The organism is Pseudarthrobacter sp. NamB4 (assembly GCF_005796185.1).
Classification (GTDB): Bacteria; Actinomycetota; Actinomycetes; order Actinomycetales; family Micrococcaceae; genus Arthrobacter.
The window spans coordinates 35,911-48,051 of sequence record NZ_VAHM01000013.1; the positions used below are offsets into that span (position 1 = coordinate 35,911).

10 protein-coding genes are annotated in these 12,141 nt (G+C 65.8%); 1 reads left to right on the plus strand and 9 read right to left on the minus strand.

Annotated features, from left to right (window positions below):
- The first annotated feature begins 209 nt into the window (after window positions 1-209).
- Window positions 210-1,451: an MFS transporter gene (locus FDW81_RS13030; RefSeq protein WP_370279024.1), complete on the plus strand. Its 1,242-nt coding sequence runs from the start codon at window positions 210-212 to the stop codon at window positions 1,449-1,451.
- Window positions 1,452-1,529: 78 nt separating this feature from the next.
- Here FDW81_RS13030 and ftsY read toward each other — a convergent pair whose 3' ends face one another.
- From ftsY to coaD, 9 genes are all read right to left on the minus strand, one after another.
- Window positions 1,530-2,735 carry a signal recognition particle-docking protein FtsY gene (gene ftsY, locus FDW81_RS13035; protein WP_138134613.1) on the minus strand — a complete coding sequence of 402 codons (1,206 nt, stop codon included), beginning with the start codon at window positions 2,733-2,735 and terminating at the stop codon, window positions 1,530-1,532.
- Between the two features lie 84 nt (window positions 2,736-2,819).
- Complete coding sequence (gene smc, locus FDW81_RS13040; RefSeq protein WP_171027207.1) at window positions 2,820-6,407, minus strand: chromosome segregation protein SMC; 3,588 nt, start codon at window positions 6,405-6,407, stop codon at window positions 2,820-2,822.
- 137 nt (window positions 6,408-6,544) lie between these two features.
- Window positions 6,545-7,576: a PD40 domain-containing protein gene (locus FDW81_RS13045; RefSeq protein WP_138134614.1), complete on the minus strand. Its 1,032-nt coding sequence runs from the start codon at window positions 7,574-7,576 to the stop codon at window positions 6,545-6,547.
- A complete protein-coding gene (locus FDW81_RS13050) occupies window positions 7,573-8,859 on the minus strand; it encodes an MFS transporter (protein ID WP_370279025.1) in 1,287 nt (428 codons plus the stop codon). Before FDW81_RS13050 ends, FDW81_RS13045 begins: the two co-directional genes overlap by 4 nt.
- Window positions 8,860-8,987: 128 nt before the next feature.
- Window positions 8,988-9,959 carry a bifunctional DNA-formamidopyrimidine glycosylase/DNA-(apurinic or apyrimidinic site) lyase gene (gene mutM, locus FDW81_RS13055; RefSeq protein WP_138134616.1) on the minus strand — a complete coding sequence of 324 codons (972 nt, stop codon included), beginning with the start codon at window positions 9,957-9,959 and terminating at the stop codon, window positions 8,988-8,990.
- 4 nt (window positions 9,960-9,963) lie between these two features.
- On the minus strand, window positions 9,964-10,692 hold the full coding sequence (gene rnc / locus FDW81_RS13060) for a ribonuclease III (protein ID WP_138134617.1): 729 nt from the start codon (window positions 10,690-10,692) through the stop codon (window positions 9,964-9,966).
- A gap of 21 nt (window positions 10,693-10,713) precedes the next feature.
- Window positions 10,714-10,917, minus strand: a complete 204-nt coding sequence (rpmF, locus tag FDW81_RS13065) for a 50S ribosomal protein L32 (protein ID WP_009356569.1) — start codon at window positions 10,915-10,917, stop codon at window positions 10,714-10,716.
- Between the two features lie 36 nt (window positions 10,918-10,953).
- Complete coding sequence (locus FDW81_RS13070) at window positions 10,954-11,478, minus strand: DUF177 domain-containing protein (RefSeq protein ID WP_138134618.1); 525 nt, start codon at window positions 11,476-11,478, stop codon at window positions 10,954-10,956.
- A 123-nt stretch (window positions 11,479-11,601) separates the two neighbouring features.
- Entirely contained in the window at window positions 11,602-12,102 is a 501-nt protein-coding gene (gene coaD / locus FDW81_RS13075) for a pantetheine-phosphate adenylyltransferase (protein ID WP_138134619.1), read from the minus strand.
- Window positions 12,103-12,141: the final 39 nt, after the last annotated feature.

Consider the following 12,141-nt stretch of genomic DNA (forward strand, 5'->3'; position numbering starts at 1 on the left):
GATCGAAACTGCGGAGATGATCCGCCTGCCAACGCCTTTTGCGTCCTGTAAAAAGTGTGTCGGCGCCGTGTTTCGCCCACGAAGGTTTTAGATTGCGTGGCTGTTACAACAACCTCTAGGAAGTAAATGGTGCATATCCGGCTTGTTACGGTTATGTTTCCCCTCCCCCGCCGATGCCCGGCGCACCCGTATGCAAGGACCACTCGACCATGACGGCAGGACCCCGCGTAAGCCGCGCCACCTCAAGGATTCTTTCGATGCTGCGGCGGGACAGGCAGAAGCTCCCGCGCGATATCAAGGTGATGCTGGCGGCGGCCTTCCTGATTGCCCTCGGATTCGGGCTTGTTGCGCCCGTGTTGCCACAGTTCGCCACAACCTTTGGTGTGGGAAACACCGAAGCGTCCGTGATTGTGGCGATCTTCGCGTTCATGCGCCTCGTCTTTGCCCCGGCGGGCGGAGCCTTGATCGGCCGGCTCGGTGAACGCCCCGTCTACGTCAGTGGCCTGCTGATCGTGTCCGCCTCCACGGCTGCCTGCGCCTTCGCCCAGGATTACTGGCAGCTGCTGCTCTTCCGTGGCCTTGGCGGAGCCGGTTCGGTGATGTTCACCGTGGCGTCGATGGCGCTGGTGGTGCGCCTCGCTCCGCCTGAGAGCAGGGGGCGCGTTTCCGGAGCCTATGCGTCGGCTTTCCTCGTCGGAAACGTCTGCGGCCCTATCGTGGGCGGGCTGCTGGCCGGCTTCGGTCTGCGGGTTCCCTTCCTGGCCTACGCGGCGGCGCTGGTGGTGGCCGCCGTCGTGGTCCAGACCCAGCTGAGCCATCAGCGCCAGGGCAGCGGACCGCGGCAGGACCGCGCACCCGACATGCCCCTGGCCGAAGCCCTTGGCGAACGTGCGTACAGGACAGCCCTGCTGTCCAGCTTCGTGAACGGATGGGCGACTTTTGGTGTCCGGATGGCCACGGTTCCGCTGTTCGCCGTCGCCGCCCTGGGTTCAGGACCTGAAGCGGCAGGCTTTGCGTTGGCTGTCTTTGCTGCCGGCAACGCTGCAGCCCTTACCTTCTCCGGCCGGCTGGCAGACACCCTGGGCCGCAGACCCATGATGATCGCCGGGCTGCTGGTGGCCGGAGCCGCCACGGCCGCCATTGGCTTCACGCCCGGGCTGGGCTGGTTCCTGGCAGCGTCAGCACTGGCCGGCGTCGGATCAGGCCTTTTCGGCCCTGCCCAGCAGGCCGCGGTGGCCGATGTCATCGGCAGCGGGCGCTCCGGCGGCAAGGTCCTGGCCGTGTACCAGATGACCTCCGACGTCGGAGCGATCGTTGGGCCGGTCCTGGCTGGTGTGCTCGCTGACCAGTTGGGCTACGGCTGGGCCTTCGGTGTCACGGGCGGCATCATGGTGGTGGCGGCAGCCAGCTGGCTCACCACCAGGGAAACGCTGCGGACAGTAAAGTCCTGACCGTGGACCCCGCCCACTGACCAACGGCGCCCGCCCCCGTGGGAGCGGCCGCCGTTTTTCATGGCTTCTTGATACGGGTCAGTTCAGGAGTGCGTCGACGAAGCCTTCGGCTTCGAAGGGGGCGAGGTCGTCGGCGCCTTCACCCAGGCCGATCAGCTTCACCGGAACGCCCAGCGTTTTTTGGATGGCGACGACGATGCCGCCCTTGGCGGTTCCGTCCAGCTTGGTGAGGACGATTCCGGTGATGTTCACGACTTCCGAGAAGACCCTGGCCTGGTTCAGGCCGTTCTGGCCGGTGGTGGCATCGAGCACCAGGAGCACCTCGTCCACCTCGGCGAGCTTCTCCACGACTCGCTTGACCTTGCCGAGCTCGTCCATGAGACCCACCTTGTTCTGGAGCCGCCCGGCGGTGTCGATCATGACCACATCGACTTCCTGGTCGATGCCGGCCTTGACGGCTTCATAAGCTACGGAGGCGGGATCGGCGCCATCGATGTCCGACTTGACGGTGGGAACACCCACGCGCTGGCCCCAGGTGGCGAGCTGCTCTGCGGCGGCGGCACGGAACGTGTCCGCTGCTCCGAGCAGGACGTCCTTGTCCTCGGCCACCAGGACCCGGGCGAGCTTGCCAACCGTGGTGGTCTTGCCCACGCCGTTGACGCCCACCACCATCATGACTGCCGGCTTGTCGGCGTGGCGCTGCACGTTGAGGCTGCGGTCCATGGTGGGGTCCACGAGCTTGATGAGTTCCTCGCGGAGCAGCTCCTTGACCTGTTCCGGGGTGCGGGTGCCCAGCACTTTAACCCGTTCACGCAGCGAGTCCACCAGCTGCATGGTGGGTTCGGTGCCGAGGTCAGCCAGGAGGAGGGTTTCCTCCACTTCGTCCCAGACATCCTCGTCGATCCTGTCGCCGGACAGCAGCGCCAGCAGCCCCTTGCCCATGATGTTGTTGGACCGTACCAGCCGCTCACGCAGGCGGACCAGGCGCCCGGCCACGGGCAGCGGGGTTTCTACCGGGATGACTTCCAGGCCGGCGGCGTTGTCCGGGACCTCAGTGGTCTCCAGCCCTTCGAGGTCCACAGGGGCCGGCACCGTCCGGTCTGCCGCCTCAGGCCGGTCAGCCACCGCCGTGCTGCCGCCCCGCGGCATCTCCGGATCATTGGCATCACGGGTGCCGGGGTACCGGGTGATGTTCCTCCGGGTCTTCACCAGGACCGGAATCAGCCCGCCGACAACCACCAGGGCAGCAAGGATGGACAGAATTATGGGAAGGATGTCATTCACTCCCCTAGCTTCTCACAAACGCCGGAGGCCGCCCGGAGGCCGGAGAGCGCTTGACCTGCCGTTACGCAGCTGTGCGGCCGTGCCTTAGACGTCGGCTCCCAGCCGCTGGCTGATCACGGTGGATACGCCGTCACCACGCATGGTGACTCCATACAATGCGTCGGCCACCTCCATGGTCCGTTTTTGGTGGGTGATCACAATGAGCTGGCTGGATTCCCGGAGTTCTTCGAAGATGGTGATCAAACGGCCCAGGTTGGTGTCGTCCAGGGCGGCTTCCACCTCATCCATGACATAGAACGGCGAGGGCCTGGCCTTGAAGATCGCAACAAGCAGGGCCACCGCGGTCAGTGAGCGCTCCCCGCCGGAGAGAAGTGAAAGACGTTTGATTTTCTTGCCGGCAGGGCGCGCCTCCACCTCGATGCCGGTGGTCAGCATGTCCGAGGGGTCGGTGAGGACAAGCCGCCCCTCCCCGCCGGGAAACAGCCGCTCGAACACCCGGACAAACTGCGCTTGCGTGTCCTCGAAGGCTTCGGTGAAAACACGCTGGACGCGGTCATCCACCTCCTTGATGATGTCCAGCAGATCCTTCCGGCTGGCCTTCAGGTCCTCCAGCTGCGTGCTGAGGAACTGGTGGCGCTCCTCGAGGGCCGCGAATTCCTCCAGCGCCAGCGGGTTCACCCGGCCCAGGCCGGCGAGGTCCCGTTCGGCCTTCCGGAGCCGTTTCTCCTGCTCGGCGCGGACATAGGGCTTGCCCTCCGCGATCTCCGCTCCGGCCTCATCCACCGGGGCGCGAAGCGCTGCCCACTTGTCGCCGCTGTCTTCGGCCGGGACCGGAACCGGAACGTCCGGCCCATATTCGGCCACCAGGGCATCGGGGGTGATTCCCAGTTCATCGATGGAGCGGGTTTCAAGGGCTTCGATCCGGGCCCTTTGCTGGGCCCGGGCAAGCTCGTCGCGGTGGACGTTGTCCGTGAGGTCGGCAACTTCCCGGGCCAGCAGATCGTTGGCGCTCCTGGCCTCCGCGAGCGCCTGGTCCCGTTTCTCCCGGTTTTCTTCAGCCAGGTCCCGTTCATGTCTTGCGGCGTCCACGGACACGTCCAGGTACTGCAGGGCCTGTTTCACGGCGGCGGATACCGCAGCTGCGCGGCGCGCCTGCATGCGGCGCAGTCGGGCGCGTTGGGCGGCTTCCTCCCGGGCGCGGCGCTCGGTGGCGGCGGCGCGCTCCAGTGATGTGGCCCGGTTCCGGATGGCCGCCAGCTGTTCCTCGGCGCTGCGGAGTGAGAGGCGCGCTTCCACCTCGGCGGTCCGTGCCTGGGAGGCGGCCTGGGCGAGGCGGTCGCGGTGCTGGGTGGAGGGCTCCTCTTCCAGCGGTGCTTCCTGGGCTGCCGCCAGGCGTGCCGCCACAGCGGCGAGGGCTTCCTCCTCTGCCGCGACGTTGGCCTCGGCCTTGGCCAGGGATGCCGCCAGGCGTTCGCTTTCGCCGACGGCGCTGCGGAGCACGGAGTTCAGGTGGCCCAGCCGTTCTGCGACGGCGGCCAGCCTGGCGTCAGACTCATGCAGCCTCTCCAGTGCAGCGTCTGCCTGTTCCTGGGCTGCGGCGCGTCTTGCCTCCGCGCCGGCAAGGGCGAACCGGTTCCGCTCCAGCCCCGCCCTGACCTCGGCGAGCCGGCTCTCGGCATCGTCCACTGCGGCCTGCACCTCGAGGAGTGACGGTGCCTTTGCCGAACCGCCAGTGACTGACACCGCGGTGAAGACGTCGCCGGAGCCGGTGACCGCCGTCAGCTCCGGGTGCCGGGCCACCAGGGCGGCCGCTGCCTGGATGTCCGGGACGACGGCGGCCCCGGACAGGAGGTGCGCAACCAGCGGGGCGTAGGGGTCCTCGCAGCTGACAAGGTCGGTGGCCCAGCTGGCACCGGCGGGGAGGGCGGCGGCATTGCCTTCCGGTGCAGCCTCCGCCCCCGAAGCCGAGGAGGGCAGCAGCGCCGCGCGGCCGGCGTCGTCATCCTTGAGCAGCTGAAGCACGGCAGCGGCAGTCCCGGCATCCTTGACCAGGACTGCCTCTGAGGCCTCACCCAAGGCTGCAGCTATGGCCGGTTCAAAGCCTGCTTCCACCGTTAGTCCTGCTGCCAGTGTGCCCAGTATTCCGTCAAGGCCTGACTGCAGCGCGTGCCTTGCTCCGTCTTTCCGCTCGAGGCCCAGCTTCAATGCATCGAGCCTTGCTGACAGCGCGTCGCGTTTCCGGAGTCCTTCGCCTACGGCCTGCTGGAGGCCGGCAATCTCCTGCACCACGGTGTCCAAAGCCTCGCTGGCGGCCTCATAATCGGCGTCGAGGGACTCCTCCCCCGCCTCCACGCCTGCCACCTGGTTTTCCAGCGCCGTGAACTCAGCCTGCGCGCGGGCGCGGCGTTCAGTACCGGCCGTCAGTGATTGGCGCAGCCGGCCCAGTTCGGCATGGGCGGACTCCACCCGCGACCTCGCCGCGGCCACCTGCCCCGCCAGCCTGGCCAGTCCTTCCCGCCGGTCAGCGGCTGCCCTGAGTTCCGCCGTCAGGCGTTTGTCCTCGGCGAGCGCCTCGCGCTCTGCCTCGGCTTTTGCCGCACTGGCTTTTTCAAGGGCGCTTTGCCGTTGCAGAATGACTCGCTCCAGTTCGGCAAGCTCCTCACGAATCCTGGCCGCCTGGCGTTCCAGCTGTTCCGGATCCCGGCCGGCCGCCGGCGGCTCCACGGAGCCGAGGAGGCGGTAGCGTTCCTGCGCCAGCAAGCCCAGGGAGCGAAGGCGCTCCCTGGTGGCCGACAACCGGTACCACGTATCCCTGGCCGCGTTCAGCTCGGGGGTTGCCTCGGCCGCGAGTTGCTCCAGCCCGGCCTGCTGCCGGCGGCCGACCTCCAGCTGCTGGCCGGCAAAGGCACGGCGTTCCTTCAGGGCAGCTTCGTCCGCGACGTCCTTTTCCAGTGCGAGCTGCACCTGGACGAGGTCATCCGCGAGCAGGCGTGCGCGGGCGTCCCGGACATCGAACTGGACGCGCTGGGCGCGGCGCGCCACTTCGGCCTGCTTGCCCAGCGGCGTCAGTTGCCGTCGGATCTCGCCGGTGAGGTCGGTGAGGCGCTGCAGGTTGGCCTGCATGGCCTCCAGCTTGCGCACGGTCCTTTCCTTGCGGCGGCGGTGCTTCAGGATGCCTGCGGCTTCCTCTATGAAGCCGCGGCGCTCCTCCGGGGTGGCATGCAGGACGCGGTCCAGCTGGCCCTGGCCGACAATGACGTGCATCTCCCTGCCGAGGCCCGAATCGGACAGCAGTTCCTGGATGTCGAGCAGCCGGCAGCCGGCGCCGTTGATGGCGTATTCCGATCCGCCCGCGCGGAAGAGGGTCCGCGAAATCGTCACTTCGCTGTATTCGATGGGCAGGGCACCGTCACTGTTGTCGATGGTCAGCGCGACGTGGGCGCGGCCCAGGGGCGGCCGGCCGGACGTACCGGCGAAGATGACATCCTCCATCTTGCCGCCGCGGAGGGTTTTGGCGCCCTGCTCGCCCATCACCCAGGCGAGGGCGTCTACCACGTTGGACTTCCCCGAGCCGTTGGGACCCACCACGGCAGTAACGCCGGGTTCGAAATTGAAGGTGGTGGCGGACGCGAACGACTTGAACCCCCGTACGGTCAGGCTTTTGAGGTGCAAGGTTTTTCGGATCTCCTGGGTGGCTGAGGCGGGTGCTTCGCTTCCTAAATCTACTGGGTTGCCGGCGGAAGTCCCGCCATTCCGGGCGACTGTGCCCTGTCAGGCAGCTTTACCCGTGCCCCAGGGGCTACCCTGGGTCAGCGCACCACGGCGGGCGACCAGGCATGCTGGATGAACAGTTCCGGGGCCGACCCGGCTTCGATGGAGAGTTTCCAGATGTCACTGTCGAGGCTGGCTTCGTCCCGTGGCATGCCGTAGAGCACTGTGCTGTTGTCCAGCCACTCAATCTGGTCGTCGACGTTCCGCTGCTCGGTCAGGACAGTCACGGAGCCGGTGGCGATGTCCAGGACTGCGGGATGGCGCATCCCCACCGCCTTTCCGGTGGCACTCTTCTTGAAGGCGATCCTTTTGCCGTCCGGGGAGATGGACGGACACTCCACGCCGGAAGCGACGACGGTCAGGGTCTGTTCTGTGAGGTTGCCTTTCACGAGCCAGACGCTCTCCCCTGACGATGCTGTGGCGTAGAACTCGGTGGGGTGCCCGGGCACGAAGGTCACGCCCCAGATGTTCCCGTCCGTTGCCGCTATCCGGTTTCCTCCGGACAGCAGTGCGAACTGCTCCAGGTTTCCGTAATCGGTGCCGTCGGTTCCACGGATTATTGTCTCGGTGGAGAACCAGGCGGACGTATAGGAGTGGCCGGTGACGAACACGGTGGAGGCCAGCAGCGAACCGTCGGGGCTCACCCGTGTCCGGCTGGGGCTGCCGGCGAGTACCCATGACTGTTGCGGCTGCAGCGAGGAGCTGTAAGCCACCGCCTCGAACCTCGTGGGAACCTCGTTCCTGGTGGCAAGGCAGCTGACAAGCTGCCTTGTTCCGTACACACGGTCACACATCAGTCCCGTGAGGGACCGGATGCCGGAGGGATCGGCCAGATCCACAAATGCTGCCTGCCCGTTTCCCTGTCCCGGGGCGGTGTTCTGGAAAATGATGAAAGGCTCTGCGGGCAGGGCATCCGCCGTTGCAGTCTCCACCATGGACGCTGCCTCCTGGCTGCTTCTGGCCTGCTGAAACGATGAAACGCCATACACCCCGGCGGCCGCCAGGGTGAAGACCACCACCACAAGCAGGAGCAGCAGGCGGCCCCGCGCGGCGGTTGCTCCAAAGCTCATGGCATTGCCGCCCCGGCTGCGGCACCGCGGAGCAGGAAGGCGGCCGACGCCACCGCGGGGGCCAGGAGCAGCGCGACACACGCCACTGCCACTCCGGAGCCCGCCGCATACCAGAGCACGCCGAAGCCGGCGGCGGATGCCATCCTGCTCAGCGCGACTACCGTCTGCGCCGTTCCAAGGGCGGCACCCAGGTGTTCCCGTGCTGCCACCTGGCTGACCAGCGCAGCCAGCACCCCATCCGTGGCGGCATAGAAGAACCCGAGCAGGAGCAGGCAACCCAGGGTGGCGGCTGTCCCGCCCGCCGGCACCACTGCCAGCACATAGGAAGCCAGGAGCGCCAGATGGCCGGCAAGAAATACCGGCACCCGGCCCCACCGGTCCGCAAGGCGGCCGAGCGGAACCGCGAACGCCAGGAAAGCGGCATTGGTGCCGACATAAAGCAGGGGGAACCACTGGACGGCAAATGCCTCACGGTCCTGCAGCAGGAGGTAAACAAAGCCGTCCCCGATGGTCAGCAGCCCGAGGAGTCCTGCCGCCAGTACCAAGCGGGTCAGGCCCTGCTCTTTAAGCCGTGACCATTTCAGGTCGGCCCAGCGGAACCTGGGCCTGGCCGGTGCAGCTTCCTGCTTCCGCCGCCCGGGGGTCCGGCCCGGCACCATGAGCAGCAGGACGGCAACGCCGATTACCGCGAAGGCCAAAGAAACAACGAATACAGTGCCGAATCCGTTGGGAATCAGCAGCAGGAGCAGGAAAGCAATCAGGGGTCCGGCTGCAGCACCAATATTGTCCATCATGCGGTGGACTCCGAAGGACCGGGCAAGGTGTTCCGGCTGCGCGGCATCCGAAATCATGGCATCCCGGGGCGCAGTCCGGATCCCCTTGCCGATCCTGTCCCCGGTGACGATCCCCGCCAGCGCCCAGAAACCGCCGGCAAACAGGAATCCGATCCTGGCAAGCATGGACAGCCCGTACCCGGCAAGAGCCACGCGCTTGGGGTGGCCGGTCCGGTCCGAGAGCCAGCCGGCGCCGATCCTGACAATCGCGCTCGCGCCTTGGTTAATCCCGTCGATGATGCCGAACGCGATCGTGGAAAGACCCAGGAAACCCGTAACGTACAGGGGCAGGATGGCGGCCACCGACTCCGAAGAGATATCCGTCATCATGCTCACGATGCCCAGCCACAGAATGACCGGTGACAGCCGGAAGGCCGTGGTTGCGGCTGCGGGAGTGCTGTCCAGCTGGTCCTTGTGGCCGCCTTTACGGTCCGACATCGAAATGTACAACGGCTGCCTTTTCCTTGGAGGGACGGTGGCGCTGCACTGCCACGGGCTGCTGACTGCCTGTATCTACACAGTCTTACAGCAGGGGCAGCCCCGGTTCCTCAAGAAATCCGAAAATTAACGGCGCTCGCTTACCATCGTCCGTTCCGGGGCCGGGGCTGGCAGACAGGGCACGTGTGCGAGGACCGGTTCATGAACTGCTCCCGCCGGATGGAGGCCTGGATTCCCACATCGGCACACCGTTTGCAGGCCTGCCCTGCACGGCCATAGGCATTCAGGGAACGGTCGAAGTATCCGGAGGCGCCGTTGACGTTGACGTAGAGCGAGTCAAAGCTGGTTCCACCCGCCGCCAGGGCATCAAGCATGACGTCCCTGGCGCTCGCGAGGACCCTTTCGGCTTCGGCGCGGCGCAAAGTGTCTGTGGCCCTGGCATAGTGCAGCTTTGCGCGCCACAGGGCCTCGTCCGCGTAGATGTTGCCGATGCCGGACACCAGTCCCTGGTCCAGCAGGGCCCGCTTCAGACCGGTCCTGCGTCTTCGGAGGCGCCGGTAGAACAGGTCGAAGGAGAAGGCGGGGTCGAGTGGATCCCGGGCGATATGCGACGCCTCCTCCGCTATCAGCGGCAGGGGTGATTCGGCCAGGCCTCCCGGGCCGCCGTCGTCGGTAGGAACCATCGCTGTAACGAAAAGCCCGCCGAAGATCCGTTGGTCCACGAACCGCAGCTGTGCAGGCATGGCGTCCCGGGGGCTTAGCCGGAAACGGACTTTCAGGTGTTTTTCATCCGGCACCTCCCTGTCCTGCATCAGGAGCTGTCCGCTCATGCCCAGGTGGGCCATGAGTGCAACCTTCGGCCGGGGGGACTCTGGGGCGTCGGCGGCCCTGCCACCGCCGGCAGTATCCACCAGGGGCATCCAAAGGAACTTGCCGCGGCGGACAACGTCCGCCACGGTGGCGCCCTCAAGGTTCCCGATGAAATCCTCCACGCCCAGTGCGTGACGGCGGATGGAGCGGGGGTCGAGGACCTCGACGCCGGTAATGGTCCGTCCGCGGACCCAGCTCACCAGGCCGCGGCGGACCACTTCAACCTCGGGAAGTTCAGGCACGTCGCTACGTGGCGGTGACGGAACCGGCGGATTTGCGTGTCGCTGCGCCGGCGGCAGTTCCGGAAAGCACCCGCCAGGCGTCGGCGGCGGCTTCCTGCTCGGCTTCCTTCTTGGAATGGCCTGAGCCCTTGCCATAGGCAGTCCCGCCCAGGTGGAGGACAGCGGTGAACGTCCGGGCGTGGTCCGGCCCGGAGCCCTCCACTGCGTAGTGGATCGCGCCCAGCTGACGGCTTGCGGCCAGTTCCTGGATGCTGGTCTTCCAGTCGGTACCCGCGCCCAGCGCAGCAGCGTCCTTCAGCAGCGGTCCGATGAGGCGCATCACCAGCTGGCGGGCTGTTTCAATGTCGTTGGACACATAGGTGGCGCCAATCAGCGCTTCCATGGTGTCAGCGAGGATGGAGGCCTTGTTCTTGCCCTGCGTGAGCTTTTCGCCCTGGCCAAGGTAGATATAGTCCCCAATTCCGAGGCTGCGTCCGATGCCTGCCAGTGCGCGCGTGCTGACCACGGCAGAGCGCCGCTTTGCCAGGTCGCCCTCGGGAAGGTCCGGGTTGTCCCGGTACAGTGCGTCCGTCACGGAAAAGCCCAGGATGGAGTCGCCCAGGAATTCCAGGCGCTCGTTGGTGGGTATGCCGCCGTTTTCGTAGGCGTAGGAACGGTGCGTGAGCGCAAGACGAAGCGTCCCGGCGTCAATAAAGACACCGAGACGCTTCAGAAGCTCTTCAGTTGAAGACATCATGTCAGCCTGAGTGGCCGATTAGACGTCCGCGACCTTGCGTCCCTTGTACTCAAGGAACAGCGCAGTGCCGGCCGAGTCGGTGACGACCTTCGCCTGGTGCGGCAGGCTGTAGGTAACCTGGCCGTTCTCTACGGTCTTCACCAGGTGGGGGGCGGTCGCCTTCCACTGGGAGCGGCGGGCGCGGGTATTCGAGCGAGACATTTTCCGCTTGGGAACAGCCACGGCTAACTCATTTCTCTCTAGACAAACACGTACACATCAATTTTGCCGGTCAGGCTTAGCCAAATCAGCTAGGGCAGCCCAGCGAGGATCCGTGACCTCGTGGTGGTGCCCCGGCTCGTCTTCCAGGCGAACTCCGCATTCGGAGCAAAGGCCCTGGCAGTCTTCCCGGCACACCGGCTGGAACGGCAGCGCGGTCACCACTGCGTCCCGCAACACCGGTTCAAGATCGATTAGATCGTGCTCGACTCGACGTTGCTCTTCATCATCTTCTTCGTCCGAGAGCTCAACGCCCTCATAGAAGAAAAGTTCCTGCACATTGACTTCAAGGTCATACGCAAGGGGATCCAGGCATCGGCCGCACTCACCGGTTACCTCGGTAAGAACGGTTCCTGATACCAGAATTCCTTCGTGTACGGCCTCAAGCCTCAGGTCCAGCTCGACATCCGAGCCCTCCTGAACGCCAATGAGCGCCACACCAAGGTCACCTGGTGCGGGTACATGTTCCGTCAGTGTCCGCATGCTTCCCGGGCTGCGCCCGAGATCCTTGACGTCGAACACCAAGGGCGAACCAGCATCTCTTTTAATGAGAACTCCTGTTGAACATATGACCGACGTACCATGTTAGCCCGAAGAGCCGCAGGGACTCAAACCGGCAAGCCGGCGGCGCCGAAGTACCGGACAAGCCTACCCTTTCGGATGCGGGGCCGGCGCAGGCTCGCCGGTGGCGAACCTGCGCTGCACCGAACGCGGGACGTAATCGGCCACGTTGCCGCCCAGGCCAGCCACCTCTTTGATAAGGGTGGAGGACAGGTGGACATAGTGGGCCTCCGCGGGCAGGAATACCGTTTCTACTCCGCTCAGCTGGCGGTTCATGGTGGCCATGGGCAATTCGTAGTCAAAGTCCGAGGACGACCGGAGGCCCTTCACGATGGCCGAGACCCCGCGCTGGCGGCAGTACTCGGCGAGCAGGCCCTCACCTACCGGTTCCACCACGATGCCCTTTAGCGAGGCCAGAGTTTCCCGGGCCATGTCCAGCCGTTCAGCCAGCGCGAATCTGTACTTCTTGGCCTGGTTGGTGGAGACAGCCACAATGACTTCATCAAACAGGCTGGCAGCGCGTGCAATAACCTCGAGATGGCCGTTGTGAATGGGGTCGAAGGAACCGGGGCACACAGCGCGTCTCATGCTCCGAACCTACCCCATGGGAGCGCCGGGATACCATGA